Below are 14,844 nucleotides of genomic sequence, written 5' to 3'. Positions count from 1 at the left end.
AGGAGCTTCCTCTACTGCTGGATTTGTGCTAATCCGCTGATTCTCCAGCGGTTTTATACTTTAAGAAACTTACTGCTGATTTTTCGTGGTGTCGGGCGGTGTGGTGGTCTTCGGCTTGGTGATCTGCCTCAGGAAGCCGCCCACCTTATCGGTGGCCTGCTTCTGTATCTGCTGCTCCGCCTCCTGGCGCTTCTTCTGCAGTTCCTCCTGTGCCTTGCGCTCCAGTTCCTGCTTTCTACGGTCCACCTCCGCGTTTACACTGTCCTGCAGTTGCTGCTTGCGGGCGTCGGCCTGCTGCTTCACCACGTTCAGCTTCTCCTGCACCACGTTCTCCACTATGTCAGCGGCTTTCTGTTTTACGGAGCCACCCGCCAGGGATACTTTCGGGTCGCTGAAAGTGCCGCCCACGCTCAGGTTCAGGGTCACGCGCTCGGTATTCACCAGGCTCTGGTTTGCCCCTAGTATACCTGTTAGCCTGGAGCCGAGCTGCTGGCCCACCTTACCGGTAGGCACGTTCAGGGCGGTGGTGAAGTCCATGTTGCCGTTTGCGGCTGTGCTGCCCCCCACCGCCATGTTGATGTCGCCAATTTTAAGGTCGAAGGGCTTCACCACCAGCTTGCCGTCTATGATCTGGGCGTCTATTTTCTTGTTCTCGATCACGAAGCTGCGCAGCTCCTCAAAGTGCGTCAGGTTGCTGATCTTGTCCACGATCGGCACGTCGCGCACGGCGGCGCGCAGCACGTTGATCACCCCGGAGCCATCCAACGTCTGGAAAACCGGTACCATGTCCTGGCCCAACTCGCCGGCAAAGGCAAAATTGGTGGAGAACTTACCCTCCAGCAGCTTGGCGATCGGGGCAAAAACCTGCACCGTGTTAAAGGAGTTGAAAGCCTCCTTGAAACCCAGGTTCTGGATGTCGAGCTTCATGTCGAAGAGCGGCTTCTGCAGGCTCTTGGTATTATAGCTGCCGCTGGCGGCAAAGGCACCACCCAGCGTGTTGAACGTGACTTTATTCAGCTTAGCCACCTGATCCTTTACCAGCACCTGGCCGCTCATATTGTTTAGCTTCAGGTTAGAGTACAGCACCTGTTTGGCGTCGATGTTCAGGGCCAGGTCGAGGTTGGCCGGCACTTCCACCACGCCTTCTTCAGCTCCCTCCACCGGCTCGCCGGAAGTTTCGTCCACCATCCACTCGTTCACATCAAAGGTGTTGGAGCTCAGGTTGAAGCTGCCGCGCAGTGGCTGGTCCTCAGCCAGGGCATAGCCGATGTAGTTTGATACCGTGCCGTTTGCCTGGAAATCACTTTTGCCCAAGTGGCCGCTCATGTTCTGCAGGTTCACGCGCTCGTTGTTAAAGGTGGCGTTGGCCTTCGCAATTTTGAAGCCCTGCGGCAAATCGGTGCTCACAAAATTCAGGTTATGGATGGCCATGGTGCCGTTAGCCACCACGTTGTTATACTTTTCAGCCTCTATATCGCTGAGTTTGCCTTTGGCCGTTACGTCCGCATTGATGCGGCCGGTCACCGTCATGCCTTCCTGCGGGAAGATCTTTGTCAGCTTCTCCAGGTCCAGTATCCCTTTGATGCGCCCGTCGAAAGCGGGCTTGTCAATTCCGGCAATCAGCATGCGGCCTTCCAGCGGCTCGCCATCCAGCGTCATGTTAAAGCGCTCGATGTTGATGCGGGTATCGTCGGTGTTGCCGGTGGTGTTGCGCACATTGGTCACCATGTGCAGGTTCTGGATCGGCGCCGGGAAATCCTTGGACTTGATGTAGCCGTTGGTCAGGTTCAGGTCGGCGTCTATCACCGGCATGCTTGTCTCGGAGTAGGTGCCCTTTGCATCGGCGTCCACTTTCAGCAGGCCGCGCAGCGTCATTCCTTCCACGGGGTATACTTTGGTCAGTTCGGCCAGGTCCACGTTCGCCTTCACGTTGCCGTCCACCTGCATCGTCTCCAGGCCCTTGATCACCACCTTGGCGTCAACCGGGTTCTTGCCCAGGTCCATGTGGAACTGGCGGATGTTGATGTCGGTGTTCTGTGGCGTGCCGTCTTTACTGGCCACGCTCATGTCTACGTTAATATTTCTTGCGGCCTCCGGCAGGTCCGGGTACTGGAAAAAGCCTTCCATCACCTTCAGATCCACGCCATAGCCCGGCATGAGCGTGTCGATCATGCGGCCCTTGAAGTAGCCATCGAAGCTCAGTTTGCCCTCTGTCTTGATGTTTTCAAACTCCTCGCTGTACATGCCCGGCACCACCGACAGCACGTTTCTGAAGTCGGTTTCGGTAGCGCTGAAGGTCAGGTCGAAGTCGATAGGTTCCTCGGGCATCAGGATGGTGCCGGCAAACTGGAACGGAAACTCGTTGATGCGGATGTTGTTGTCCTTGAAAGTGTAAAGCGACTGGTTCAGGTCCATGGCCATGGTCACGTCGGCGTCCAGGCGGGCGTTCTCCACGTAGTTGGTGCCGTTATAGGTCATCACGAAGCGGTCGGCTGTGGTTTTGGAGTCCATGTCGAACACGTCTTTCTCGAAGTCGCCGCTACCGCTGTGCTGCACGTTGTAGGCCGCAAAGCCAAACGGAATGCTCAGGTCGTCGTAGAAGATGGTGCCATTGTTCACTTTCCAGCCCTTGATGGCCATGTTAAAGTCGGAGGCAGTAGTGTCGGTGTCTATCGTGGCAGCGGTATCCTCCTTCATAATATCCCAGTTGGCTCTGCCGCTCTTGAGCACGATCAGGCGAATCACAGGCTCCTCCAGGGTCACGGAGTTTACCTTCAGTTCGTCCCCGAAAACGCTCATCAGGTTCAGGCCCATCCGGAAGGAGGGGATGCGGGCCAGGGTATCGGTGGCAAAGGAGTCCACGCCCACTACCGCAAGGTTCTCCACGCCCAGCGACAGGTTCGGGAAATCACGGAACAGCGACAGACTCACGTCATCGGTCTTGTAAAGAACCTGTGCATTTATACTTTCGGAGATTTGCTGATCGAGGGCGAGTTTGATTTTATCCTTGAAAATAACAGGCACCAGCACCGCCGCGCCGAGCAGCAGGGCCAGAAAGATAAAAAAGCCAATGGCCACTTTTTTCATGAGTTGTAGTAGTTTTGGTGTATTACGGATGTAAAAGCTAAACTATAGAAATTATAGCTAAAATCGTGCTACTTTATACTTTGGATTTGCGACAGGACCTCGCGCAACCAGCTAAAGAGTAGCTTTTGGATTAAATTGCAACGTATGGGTTCAGGTTTAAAGAAGATATTGCTGCTATGCACGGCCTGCCTGTGCGCCGCCCTTGCCGTGGCCCAGGATGTGCAGCACACGCAGCAGTACGCCAACCGCCTGTACCTGAACCCCGCCTTTGCCGGCCTCGGCCACAGCTGGAGCGTGGGGCTCTCGCACCGCAAGCAGTGGCCCTCGCTCAATGGCTCCTTTATTACCAACGCACTGGCCGCCGACCTGCGCATCCCTGATTCGAAAAGTGCAATTAGCCTGCTTTTGTTGCAGGACCGCGCCGGCGTGGGCGGCCTGAAGAAACTGCAGGCCGGGCTGGGCTACGCCTATCATACTTCCATTAATGATAGCTGGGCTTTCTCAGCGGGGCTTCAGGCAAGTATGGCCCGCCTCAATCTGGATTACGGCAACCTTGTTTTCGGGGATCAGCTATCCGACAACGGCATGATGGCGGTAAGGTCGGCAGAGGTAATGGAGTTCAGCCCAAACACTTACCTTGACTTTACCGTGGGCGGCCTGTTCTACTCGGAGCAGGCCTGGGTGGGGCTGACGGCGGCTCACCTCAACCGGCCAACCTATGAGTTGAGCCGGGAAACCGAATTGCCGCTGCGCTTCACGGCCGTGGCCGGCTACAAATTTTACGCCAGGTCTTATGAGGACCAGGGCCAGCTATTTGAACTAAGCTTTACGCCGGCGGCCACATTTATACATCAGCAAAGTTCTAAAAGATTAGATATAGGCCTCTATACTAAATACACGCCCCTGACGTTAGGGATAATATACAAAGGAGTACCCGTGGTTGGTGGAACTAACCAGGACCAATCCTTGTCCGTAATTGCGGGGCTTCAGCTGAAGCAGCTCCGGGTAGGCTTCAGCCACGATGTGGGCCTGCGGGGAATGAGCAGGGAAGTAGGCGGCACCAACGAGGTTTCGCTTGTTTTTGAACGTGCCGATATTAACAATTTGTTTAGAAGCCGCTTAAAGAGTAAAATTAACAGAAGCATTGTTTGCCCGGCATTCTAATATTATTTATAATTGCACATTAATTTACGTTACAAGAACCTTATCTTAATTAGGTACTATTTTATGAAGTTAATCAAGTATTTATCGGCTGCAGTGTTAGGAGGGTTCCTGTTAACGGCTTGCTCCAAAGGCGGCCAGCCAACCAGCACTGACCCAGGTGCTTACAGCTCTGCCACTGGCGCTGAGTATGGCGAAGATGAAGATGCTTTTGATGTTGCCGACTACGCTGAGTTCCCACAGGGCCCGGGCCTGATCTTTATAGAGGGTGGCCGCACCGTGCTTGGCTCTATGGAAGAGGATATCGCCATGACACGCGACAACATCGAGCGTACCGTGACCGTGGCCTCTTTCTATATGGACGAAACAGAGGTGGCCAACATCCACTGGCTGGAGTACCTGCACGACCTGAAGCGCGACTCACTGCCCGAAGTGTACGAGGCGGCCCTGCCTGACACGACGGTATGGTCTCAGCAACTTTCCTTTAACGACCCATACGTGACGTACTACCTGCGTTACCCTGGTTTCCGCTTCTTCCCGGTGGTGGGGGTAAGCTGGCTGCAGGCTAACGACTTTACCGTATGGCGCACCAACAAAGTAAACAACATACTTGCCCAGCAGGCTAGCGGCGGTGGCAGAAGAGGCCTTTTTGGCCGCGGAGGCAGCGACGAAACGACAGAGGGCGAGAGACCGTCTATCGAGTCTGGCTATGTGCTGCCGAACTACCGTCTCCCAACGGAGGCTGAGTGGGAGTATGCTGCTCAGGCCATGATCGGCACGCAGTATACCGAAGATGAAAACCAGAACAACCGCCGCATGTACCCATGGGACGGCCACCAGGTACGTAACCCTTATGGCAAGCAGATGGGTAAGTTCCTGGCCAACTTTAAGCGCGGCCGTGGTGACTACGCCGGTATCGCTGGCTCCCTGAACGACGGTGCCATGATCACGGACTACATCTATGCATACCCTCCAAACGATTTCGGCCTGTACAACATGGCTGGCAACGTGAACGAGTGGGTACAGGACGTGTACCGCCCGCTTTCTTTTCAGGATGTGGAAGACCTGAACCCGTTCCGTCGCGATGGTTTCCTGGATGAGTCCACTAACTATGACTCCAGCGAAGGATACCACTCCCTGGTGAGCGATGAGGTTCGCGTTTATAAGGGAGGCTCCTGGAAAGACGTAGCTTACTGGCTGTCACCGGGTACCCGCCGCTTCATGTCGCAGGACTCCTCAACAGCCACGATCGGCTTCCGTTGCGCCATGATCAACGCTGGCTCTAACAAGTAAGACAAACATCACATTCATATAAAAAGCCCGGGCTCACGCTTCGGGCTTTTTACTTTTATACTTTTTTCATGAGCGAGAACAAGCAAGGCCACCAGATCATTTTCCGTTTCTACAGCGATGTGTTTGAGCGCGAGATGGTAGAGACGCTCTGGGCACAGGAGGTGGACGCCGCACAGGGCCTCTACAAAATCGACAGCATCCCCTACTATGTGCCGCTTATTGCCACCGAAGATATCGTGCGCGCCAAGTATGACTCGATGGAGGAGGGGCTGCTCTACCAGGAAACGGTAACGCCATCAGGCAACTCCACGATACAGGTTATCCGCCAGAACGAGCACACGCCGCTGCTGGAGATCCGGAAGAAGTTTGCCCAGCTTGGCTGCGTGTCGGTGGAGGTGAATGCGGATTTCTTTGTGCTGGAGGTGCCCCTGACCATCAACTACGCCGTGGTGAAAGAGCTACTGGACGACCTGGAGGCCGGTGAGGAAATAGAGTTTGCCGAGCCCTCCCTGTCTGACGTGCACCGCGAGCAGACGAGTAGTTAGGGAAAGGCACGGACAAAAGAGCATCAGGCAAAAGACGCTGAAAGTATAAAGTGCCCGGGAGGAACTGGCCGCTGCTCATACTTTATCCTGATGTGGCTTGCCCCCGCGAGCACGTGGGTGGAGCCTTGCTAAGCGAATGCCATGCTTAGAAGCCCTAGCGGAGATAGCTATACTTTATCTCCCGCCAGGATTATACTTTGTTGGGTGTTCTACTTCTTCTCCACCGCCGGCACCAGCCCCAGCACCTCGCTGGTGTAGTTTCTCACCTGGTCCAGCAGGGCCGGGTTACCGCTCAGGGATTGCCCGTAGGAGGGAATCATCTCTTTCAGTTTTTCCTGCCACTCGTCGGTGTTGATGCGGTGCATAAAGCAGCGCTCCAGCAGCCCCAGCATAATAGACACCGCCGTGGAGGCACCCGGAGAGGCGCCGAGCAGCGCGGCCAGGGTACAATTGGCACCACTCACTATCTCTGTTCCAAACTCCAGCACACCTCCTTTATCAGGGTCTTTTTTGATGATCTGCACCCGCTGGCCGGCTACCGCCAGTTCCCAGTCCTCGGGCCTGGCGTTAGGGAAGTAATCCTTCAGGGCCTCCACCCGCTCATCCGGCGTCTGCCGCACCTGGTCTATCAGGTAGCGGGTCAGGTCCATGTTCCGGATGCCGGCCGACAGCATGGGGCGCAGGTTACCAGCCTTGATTGAACGGGGCAGATCCAGGAAAGAGCCTTTTTTCAGGAACTTAGTGGAGAAGCCCGCATAAGGGCCGAACAGCAGCTCGCGCTTGCCGTTGATGTAGCGCGTGTCCAGGTGCGGCACTGACATGGGTGGCGAGCCCACAGCGGCCTTCCCGTATACTTTCGCCTCGTGCTGCTCAATTACGTCGCGGTTCGTGCACCTGAGCCACTGCCCGCTCACCGGGAAACCGCCGTAGCCCTTGCCCTCGGGGATATCCGATTTCTCCAGCAGCGGCAACGCGCCCCCGCCGGCACCAATAAACACGTAGCGGGAGTAGATCTTGCGCTTCTCGCCGGTCTTCAGGTTCTTTACCGTGATGCGCCAGCGGCCGTCCTCCACCTGCCGCAGTTTCCGCACCTCATGGGTGAAGTGCGTGATCACGTTGTTCTCCTCCTGCAAGTACCTGAACATACTCCGCGTGAGCGCCCCGAAGTTCACGTCTGTGCCCAGGTCCATACGCGTGGCAGCCACAGGCTCGCTGCTGTCACGGCCATTCATCACCAGCGGTATCCACTCTTTTAACTCCCTGTGGTCCTCAGTATAAACCATGCCTTTAAACAGGTGGCACTGCACCATCGCCTCGTAGCGCTTCCGCAGGAAGTTCACATTGTCGTGGCCCCACACAAAGCTGATGTGCGGTATGTTCCGGATAAAGGAGGTAGGCAGCTCGATGATCCTGTTCTTGATGAGGTAAGCCCAGAACTGCTTCGATATCTCGAACGACTCGGCAATGCGAATGGCTTTGGAGATGTCGATGGAGCCGTCGGGTTGCTCAGGGGTATAGTTCAGTTCGCAGAAGGCGGAGTGGCCGGTGCCGGCGTTGTTCCAGGCATCCGAGCTCTCGGCGGCGGCCATGTCCAGTCTTTCCAGCACTTCAATTTTCAGGTCCGGGTTCAGTTCCTTCAGCATCATGCCCAGCGTGGCGCTCATGATCCCCGCGCCTATCAGTACCACATCGGGCCCTATAATATCCTTTTCCTCGTTGTTATGCATCATAGTATACTTTCTTGATTTATCAGCCTGCCGCCTGGGGGCGGCAAAAGCAATTAACTTGAACTACGGAAAAAAGCGGAGGCATGGCGAAAATCTTCTGCAAGAGTGGCCGGCTGTATCGCCAAAAAGTATAAACCTTACCTAGGCCGCCGCAATGGTGGCGATGCTCACCTCCTCCGCACCCGCTGCCAGCAGGGCGCGGGCACAGGCTTCCAGGGTAGCGCCCGTGGTCAGCACATCGTCCACCAGCAGGATGCGCCTGCCCTGCACCTGCTCCGGACTGGCCACCTCAAACACCTGCTCCACGTTTTGCCAGCGGTCGAGGCGGCTCTTGCGGGTCTGGGTGCCGGTGTGGGTGTTACGACGTATGGCCTGGCCGCTGTAGGGTAGTTTCATACTTTGGGACAGCCCCCTGGCGAAACTCTCGGCCTGGTTGTAGCCCCGGCGGCGCAGCTTATACTTGTGCAGGGGCACCGGCACGATTACATCGAACTGGCTGCTGTAGTGGTAATCGGAGAGGAGGGAGCCGTAGCGCTGCCCCAGGTGCTCGCCCAGTTCTTTGGCGCCTTTATACTTTAGCTGGTGCAACAGCCGCTGCACACGCCCCTTGGGCATAAAGTATAGATAGGAGAATGCGAACCGCACCGGCACCTTGCCCCAGAACCTGCGCTGCAGCGGGTTCAGCTCGGTGGCCCCGTGCACGTGGAAATCGGTATAGGGTAGTTTTACGCTGCAGTTGGTGCAGATATACTTTTCGCCGCGCGCCAAAGAGCCGCTGCAGGCGTAGCAGGTTTCCGGAAAAAGCAGGCTCAGCAGGTCTTCGAACATGGGCTGGCATGATGGTTTAAGGTATTCTGATGATTTTGCCGTAACTTTATACTTGGACTTATTACAAAGTCATCCTAACAAAGAACAACCTAACAATGAGCTTAGTAGAAGAATTCAACGACTACCGCACGCGCATGAACGAGCGCATCATGTCATACGACAATAAGGTGATCAAGCGTTTCTTTAACCTCGACACCAACACCTACGCGGCCGGCGCCCTGGACGTGAAAACGAAGGAAATGCTGGGCCTGGTGGCCTCCATGGTGCTGCGCTGCGACGACTGCATCAAGTACCACGTGGGCAAGTGCTACGAGGAAGGCCTGACCGATGAGGAGATCATGGAAGTATTCTCCATCGCCAACCTGGTGGGCGGCTCCATCGTGATCCCGCACTTCCGCCGGGCAGTGGAGTATTGGGAGGAGCTGAAAGCAAGAGGCTCGGCCGAGTAAGAATTTATTGATGCTTGTTAATTGTTGATCGTTTATACTTTATGCGGATCAACATTTTAACAACCCAACGATTTAACAATCAAATGATATACGATAGCGATAACCTGGAACATAACTGGACACAGTTGCGGGCCAATATGATGAAGCGCTTCGGCAAGAAGCCGGACATGAACGCCATCCTGTTCCTGATCGGGATACAGGAACTGGGCATGGGCATCCGGGAGTTTACCAAGGAGGAGAAGCAGGACTTGATGCACATCGCCACCTGCCGCGTCTTCGCCGAGTCGGGCTACTACGAGTTCACCGGCCGCGACGAGGAGGGCTGGCCGCACTTCAAGGCGGTAAAGTCCCTTCCTTTCGCCAACCTGAAGGAGCAGGAGAAGATGCTGAAATGGCACGTGATCGAGTACTTTAACCATGCCGACGAAATCCGGAAACCCTAAAGCGTAGCACGTATTTCGTATCACGTAGCACGACTTCCATCAAAGTATAAACTCAAAGTATAAGCTTATGCAGAAGTATAAAATCCTCAAACTTATACTTGTAGCTTCACTCTTTCTACTTCCCAGTGATAGTGGAAAGAAGACAAATCGTGCCACCTGATACGGGCTGCGTGTGTCGCAAAAATTTCACCCATGAGAATTATTACCTATAACGTGAACGGCATCCGTGCCGCTGTTACCAAAGGCTTCGGTGACTGGCTGAAAGCCGCCAACCCCGATGTGCTGTGCCTGCAGGAGATCAAGGCCGATGAATCCAAATTCGACAAGGCCTTGTTTGAGGATATGGGCTACCATGTGTACCTGCATCCGGCCGTAAAGAAGGGCTACAGCGGCGTGGCCATCCTTTCTAAGGAAAAACCGCAGCACGTGGAGGTGGGCTGCGGCATAGACTGCTACGATTTCGAGGGCCGTGTTTTGCGCGCTGACTACGGCGATGTGTCGGTGATGAGCGTATACATGCCTTCCGGGTCCAGCGGGGAGGAGCGCCAGAAGTTCAAGTTCCAGTGGATGGATGATTTCCACGGCTACGTGGGCGACCTGAAGCAGACGCTGCCGGGGCTGGTGGTGAGCGGCGACTACAACATCTGCCACAAGCCCATCGACATCCATAACCCAAAATCCAACGCCAAGAGCTCTGGCTTTCTGCCCGAGGAGCGCGAGTGGATGTGCAAGATCGTGGACAGCGGCTTTATTGATACGTTCCGCCACTTTAACCAGGAGCCCCACAACTATACCTGGTGGAGTTACCGCGCCGGCGCACGCAACAAAAATCTGGGCTGGCGTATTGATTATAACATGGCCACCGAAAACCTGCGCGACCGTTTGAAGCGCTCCGCCATACTTACCGAAGCCCGCCACTCGGACCATTGCCCGGTGTTGCTGGAACTGGAGTAGGGGAGGCATACTAAAACGCGCTGGTATAGAGTTATACTATAGGCATTTATACTTTTTTACCACCTGAAGTATAAGGTGTTAGATGGATTTGCTTAACTTACAACTATAGCCGCCATGCCTTAACCTTGTAATAGCGAGACATGAAACATACCGATGCACTCGATCAGTTGCTGCATCAATTGCAGGAGTTCAAGCAGAAATTCTACCTCAACATGCTGTTGCGGGGCGGGATATTCGCGGTTGGGCTCCTGCTTTCCGTTTACATTGTCTACAGCCTGCTGGAGTACATGTTCTACTTTCCGGAGTATGTGCGCGCCTTTTTGCTGTTCTCGTTTGTGGCGGTGGTGGTTTATGTGTTTGTGCGCTGGATTGCCTTGCCCACAGCGGCGCTGGCGCGGCTGCGGCGGGTGCTCTCCGATGAGCAGGCGGCACAGCAGGTAGGGGCCTACTTTCCCGAGATCCGCGACAAGCTGCTTAACGCCATCCAGCTGCAGCAGCAGGACCGCAGCAACGAGTTGATCCGGGCGAGTATCGCCCAGCGCAGCCAGCAGTTGCTCTCCTTTAAGTTTAAGGAGGCTGTTTCGTACCGCGAAAACAGGCCGCTGCTGAAGTATATCGCGTTGCCTGCCCTGATCGCCTTCCTAATCATGCTGGTGTACCCGGCCATTTTCGTGCAGGGCACCGAGCGCATCATCCACTATAAAACGCATTACACGCCGCAGGCCCCTTTCAATTTTGTGGTGCAGAACGAGGGGCTGCAGACATTCCGCGGCGAGGATTTTATACTTAAGGTTGGAGTGGAGGGCAAAACCGTGCCCAGCGAGGTATACATCAACTACAACGGGCGCCGCCAAAAGCTAAGCCAGGACCCTGACGGCAGTTATACTTATACCTTTAAGCAGCTGCAGCGCCCCTTGGATTTCCAGCTGGAGGGCTCCGGATTCTTCTCCGACAACTATACCCTGAACCTGCTCTCGCGCCCGAACCTGAAGGATTTCCGGATGCTGGTGCAATACCCGAAGTACCTGAATCGCAAACCGGAGGAGATACAGAACACCGGCAACGCTACCGTGCCCGAGGGCAGCACCATCACCTGGAACTTCTCCACCTCCGAAACAGATAGTATAAAACTTACCTTCGAGGAGCCTGTTCAGAGTATAACAGCGCAGAAAGACGGCAGCACCTTTGCCGCCAGCAAGGATTTCAGCCAGAGCCAGAACTATAGCATCAGCCTGCGCAACGAGCATAGCACGAACAAGGAGCAGATCAGCTACCAGATCACCACCATCCCGGACCGAAACCCGCAGATCAGCCTGGAGCAGTACCAGGACACGGCGCTGTACTCCTTTATGGTGTTGGGCGGCGATGTGTCGGATGATTACGGCCTGACGCGGCTGGCGCTGCTGTACCGCATCAGCAACAGTAAAAACCCGCAGGCAAAGTATAAAAGCCAGGCGCTGCCCCTGAACAAGCAGCAGCTCAGCCAAACATACTATCACCAATGGAACACCGCCGCCCTGAACCTGCAACCCGGCGACAAGCTGGAGTACTTTGTGCAGGTATGGGACAATGATGGCATCCATGGCCCCAAGAGCGCCCGCACTCGCACCTATGAGCTCAAGGTTCCGGACAAGCGCGAGCTGCAGAAGGAGCTGGACAATAATTCTCAATCGGTGGCCAGCCAGATGAGTAAAACCCTGGAGCGGGCAAACCAGTTGGAGCAGGAGCTATCCCGGTCGGAGGAGAAGATGAAGACCAAGCGCGACCTGAACTGGCAGGACAAGAAGCAGCTCGAGGACCTGGCCGCGAAGAAGAAGCAATTGGAGCAGGACATCAACTCTATGAAGGAACTGTTTGAGGAGCTCAACAAAAAGCAAAATATGCTCAACGAGCCAAACAAGCAACTGGCCGAGAAGGCGCAGGAGCTGCAGAAGCTCATGAACGACCTGCTGGACCCGGAAACGAAGAAGCTGTACGAGGAGCTGGAGAAACTACTGCAACTGCAGCAGCCCAACGACCAGGACCTGCAGCAACTCCTGAGCAAGCTCGATAACCGCGAGAAGAACCTGGAGCGCGAGCTGGAGCGGGCGCTGGAGCTGTTCAAGCAACTGCAGTTCGAGCAGAAGCTCGACAACATTGCCAACAAGCTGGAGGAGATGGGGGAGAAGGAGGAACAGCTGGCCCAGAAAACCGAGCAGAAGCAAGAGGAGAACCAATCCCTGCAGGAGCAGCAGCAGGAGCTGCAGGAGGAGTTTGAGGATGTGAAGGAGCAGATGGAAGAGCTGAAAGACCTGAATAAGCAACTGGACAACCCGAACCAGCTAAACGAGGAGCAACAGCAGCAGGACCAGCAAAGTATAGAGCAGCAGATGGAGCAGAGCCAGGAGCAGCTTCAGAAGAACGAGAACAAGAAAGCCAGCGAGTCGCAGCAGAAAGCAGGGCAGCAGATGAAGCAGATGGCCCAGCAGATGGAGGAGATGAAGAGCAGCATGAGCATGTCGGGCATGCAGCAGAACCTCGACAACCTCCGCGACATCCTGGAGAACCTGATCACGCTCTCCTTCGACCAGGAGGATTTGATGAAGCAGTTCCGCAGCGTGAACCAGAGCGACCCGCGCATGGTGGAGCTCTCGCAGCGGCAGCTAAACATCCGTGACAATGCCCAGGTGATAGAGGACAGCCTGTTTGCGCTGGCTAAAAAGGTGTTTCAGATCGAATCGTTCGTGACCCGCGAGGTGGCCGCCATGAACCAAAGTATGGACAACAGCGTGCAGGAACTCCGCGAGCGCAACCTGGGCAAGGCCACTGGGCAGCAGCAGCTCGCCATGACAAGTATGAACAACCTGGCCCTGATGCTCAACGACGCCCTGAAGCAAATGCAGCAGGCGATGCAGCAAATGCAGGGCAGCATGGCCGGAAAACAGAAGGGCAATAAGCCAATGCCCGGCAACATGGGCGAGTTGCAGCAACAATTGAACAAAAAAATCGAAGATCTGAAAAAAGGAGGCAAATCAGGCAAGGCACTTTCTGAAGAATTAGCTAAATTGGCTGCGGAGCAGGAGGCGCTGCGGAACGCTTTGAAAGAACTGGAGAAACAGGGGGCAAAACCTGGCGAAAAGGGCCAAAACGGCAACCTGGGAAATATTAGCAAGATGATGGAACAAAGCGAAACTGATCTCGTTAATAAACGTTTGACTGAGCAAACCATTCAGCGGCAGCGCGAAATCCTGACACGTTTGCTTGAAGCAGAGAAGTCCGCAAGGGAACGGGAATTGGACAATAAACGTGAAGCAACGACAGCTCAGGAGGTTGCCCGCAATGTCCCCCCTTCGTTCGAGCGATATATAAAGGCTAAAGAAAAACAAACGGAACTACTCAAGACCATACCTCCTGCGCTTTCACCGTACTATAAGCAGAAGGTAAACGAGTACTTCCAAAACATAAGCAAATAACCAGCACCTATTTTACACTTAACGATTAATATGAATCAGGTTAAAATTCAGATTCCTTCCCTAATCGAAAACATCAGAGTAATAGAAAGCTTTATCGACAACTCTAAAGATGAGTTTGAGTTTGAAGATGACATCTATGGCAACATCATGGTTGCCGTAACGGAATCTGTAAACAACGCTATTCGCCACGGCAATAAGTTTGATAAAGACAAGAATGTGTACTTGACGTTACAGGTAGAGGAGAATAAGTTACTTTTTGAGGTGGCTGATGAGGGCCCGGGCTTTGACTACGAGCATTTGCCAGACCCCACCGCACCCGAAAACCTGGAGAACCCTGGTGGACGCGGCATCTTCCTGATGCGCAACCTGTGCGACGAGGTAAACTTCCTGGACGAAGGAAAAAAAGTACAGCTAATCTTTAACATCCCCTTTCCAGAGAATGGATCATCCAATTGAGTTCTTTAGCGAGGATGTAGAATTCGAGCTAAACAACCCAGAGCAGGTAGCGGAGTGGATTGCATCCATCGTCGCGCGCCACGGACAAGACCTCAGCAACCTCACCTACATCTTCTGCTCCGACGATTACCTCCACGAGATCAACGTCGAGTATCTCGACCACGATACGCTGACAGACATCATCACCTTCAATAATGCCGACGAGGATGGCATCATTGAAGGTGATGTTTTTATTAGCATAGACCGTGTGCGCGACAATGCCCAGGACCACGGCACTGCGTTTGAAGACGAATTGCACCGCGTCATCATCCATGGGGTGCTGCACCTGCTTGGTTTTAAGGATAAGACAGAAGCGCAAGAGGCACTTATGCGTAAAGAAGAAGATTCTTCGCTATCTTTGCGCAAATTTTAGTGTCTAACGGAATTACCAACCCCTTGCTGATGTTTCA

The 14,844-nt window shown here is 54.5% G+C and carries 12 protein-coding genes; 9 read left to right on the top strand and 3 right to left on the bottom strand.

Translation table 11 applies throughout. From position 1 onward, the window contains the following. Positions 1–69 precede the first annotated feature (69 nt). Positions 70–3,087, bottom strand: coding sequence for an AsmA family protein (locus A3841_RS06190; RefSeq protein ID WP_073851453.1), 3,018 nt, complete (start codon positions 3,085–3,087; stop codon positions 70–72). A gap of 144 nt (positions 3,088–3,231) precedes the next feature. On the opposite strand from A3841_RS06190, the gene A3841_RS06185 reads away from it, so the two are divergent. From A3841_RS06185 to A3841_RS06175, 3 genes are all read left to right on the top strand, one after another. Then, positions 3,232–4,251, top strand: coding sequence for a PorP/SprF family type IX secretion system membrane protein (locus A3841_RS06185; RefSeq protein WP_073851452.1), 1,020 nt, complete (start codon positions 3,232–3,234; stop codon positions 4,249–4,251). A 63-nt stretch (positions 4,252–4,314) separates the two neighbouring features. Further along, positions 4,315–5,541 (top strand): gliding motility lipoprotein GldJ, encoded by a 1,227-nt coding sequence (gldJ, locus tag A3841_RS06180; RefSeq protein WP_073851451.1) that lies wholly within the window; start codon positions 4,315–4,317, stop codon positions 5,539–5,541. Between the two features lie 68 nt (positions 5,542–5,609). After that, complete coding sequence (locus tag A3841_RS06175; RefSeq protein WP_073851450.1) at positions 5,610–6,086, top strand: DUF4265 domain-containing protein; 477 nt, start codon at positions 5,610–5,612, stop codon at positions 6,084–6,086. Positions 6,087–6,295: 209 nt separating this feature from the next. Here the strand turns inward: A3841_RS06175 and A3841_RS06170 are convergent, their stop codons facing one another. Together A3841_RS06170 and A3841_RS06165 are read right to left on the bottom strand one after the other, a co-directional pair. Beyond that, a complete protein-coding gene (locus A3841_RS06170) occupies positions 6,296–7,813 on the bottom strand; it encodes a malate:quinone oxidoreductase (RefSeq protein WP_139307917.1) in 1,518 nt (505 codons plus the stop codon). A 141-nt stretch (positions 7,814–7,954) separates the two neighbouring features. Continuing rightward, positions 7,955–8,641 carry a ComF family protein gene (locus tag A3841_RS06165; RefSeq protein WP_073851448.1) on the bottom strand — a complete coding sequence of 229 codons (687 nt, stop codon included), beginning with the start codon at positions 8,639–8,641 and terminating at the stop codon, positions 7,955–7,957. 95 nt (positions 8,642–8,736) lie between these two features. Here A3841_RS06165 and A3841_RS06160 point away from each other — a divergent pair, with 95 nt between their 5' ends. From A3841_RS06160 to ybeY, 6 genes are all read left to right on the top strand, one after another. Then, positions 8,737–9,090: a carboxymuconolactone decarboxylase family protein gene (locus tag A3841_RS06160; RefSeq protein ID WP_073851447.1), complete on the top strand. Its 354-nt coding sequence runs from the start codon at positions 8,737–8,739 to the stop codon at positions 9,088–9,090. An 83-nt stretch (positions 9,091–9,173) separates the two neighbouring features. Then, positions 9,174–9,533 carry a hypothetical protein gene (locus A3841_RS06155; RefSeq protein ID WP_073851446.1) on the top strand — a complete coding sequence of 120 codons (360 nt, stop codon included), beginning with the start codon at positions 9,174–9,176 and terminating at the stop codon, positions 9,531–9,533. A 192-nt stretch (positions 9,534–9,725) separates the two neighbouring features. Continuing rightward, positions 9,726–10,487: an exodeoxyribonuclease III gene (locus A3841_RS06150; protein WP_073851445.1), complete on the top strand. Its 762-nt coding sequence runs from the start codon at positions 9,726–9,728 to the stop codon at positions 10,485–10,487. Between the two features lie 140 nt (positions 10,488–10,627). Continuing rightward, on the top strand, positions 10,628–13,939 hold the full coding sequence (locus tag A3841_RS06145; RefSeq protein ID WP_073851444.1) for a DUF4175 family protein: 3,312 nt from the start codon (positions 10,628–10,630) through the stop codon (positions 13,937–13,939). 30 nt (positions 13,940–13,969) lie between these two features. Continuing rightward, positions 13,970–14,395 (top strand): ATP-binding protein, encoded by a 426-nt coding sequence (locus A3841_RS06140; protein WP_073851443.1) that lies wholly within the window; start codon positions 13,970–13,972, stop codon positions 14,393–14,395. Then, a complete protein-coding gene (gene ybeY / locus A3841_RS06135; RefSeq protein WP_073851442.1) occupies positions 14,379–14,807 on the top strand; it encodes an rRNA maturation RNase YbeY in 429 nt (142 codons plus the stop codon). The genes A3841_RS06140 and ybeY overlap by 17 nt, the downstream gene beginning before the upstream one ends. Positions 14,808–14,844: the final 37 nt, after the last annotated feature.

Source organism: Pontibacter flavimaris, assembly GCF_001907195.1.
Taxonomy (GTDB): domain Bacteria; phylum Bacteroidota; class Bacteroidia; order Cytophagales; family Hymenobacteraceae; genus Pontibacter; species Pontibacter flavimaris.
This window is presented reverse-complemented; position numbering and strand designations above follow the sequence as displayed.

Bases quoted from the DNA above. Each gene is read 5' to 3' on its own strand.
- A3841_RS06155 (WP_073851446.1), top strand. From the start codon at position 9,174: ATGATATACGATAGCGATAACCTGGAACATAACTGGACACAGTTGCGG.
- gldJ (WP_073851451.1), top strand. From the start codon at position 4,315: ATGAAGTTAATCAAGTATTTATCGGCTGCAGTGTTAGGAGGGTTCCTG.
- A3841_RS06150 (WP_073851445.1), top strand. From the start codon at position 9,726: ATGAGAATTATTACCTATAACGTGAACGGCATCCGTGCCGCTGTTACC.
- A3841_RS06160 (WP_073851447.1), top strand. From the start codon at position 8,737: ATGAGCTTAGTAGAAGAATTCAACGACTACCGCACGCGCATGAACGAG.
- A3841_RS06185 (WP_073851452.1), top strand. From the start codon at position 3,232: ATGGGTTCAGGTTTAAAGAAGATATTGCTGCTATGCACGGCCTGCCTG.
- A3841_RS06170 (WP_139307917.1), bottom strand. From the start codon at position 7,813: ATGCATAACAACGAGGAAAAGGATATTATAGGGCCCGATGTGGTACTG.
- A3841_RS06165 (WP_073851448.1), bottom strand. From the start codon at position 8,641: ATGTTCGAAGACCTGCTGAGCCTGCTTTTTCCGGAAACCTGCTACGCC.
- A3841_RS06190 (WP_073851453.1), bottom strand. From the start codon at position 3,087: ATGAAAAAAGTGGCCATTGGCTTTTTTATCTTTCTGGCCCTGCTGCTC.
- ybeY (WP_073851442.1), top strand. From the start codon at position 14,379: ATGGATCATCCAATTGAGTTCTTTAGCGAGGATGTAGAATTCGAGCTA.
- A3841_RS06175 (WP_073851450.1), top strand. From the start codon at position 5,610: ATGAGCGAGAACAAGCAAGGCCACCAGATCATTTTCCGTTTCTACAGC.
- A3841_RS06140 (WP_073851443.1), top strand. From the start codon at position 13,970: ATGAATCAGGTTAAAATTCAGATTCCTTCCCTAATCGAAAACATCAGA.
- A3841_RS06145 (WP_073851444.1), top strand. From the start codon at position 10,628: ATGAAACATACCGATGCACTCGATCAGTTGCTGCATCAATTGCAGGAG.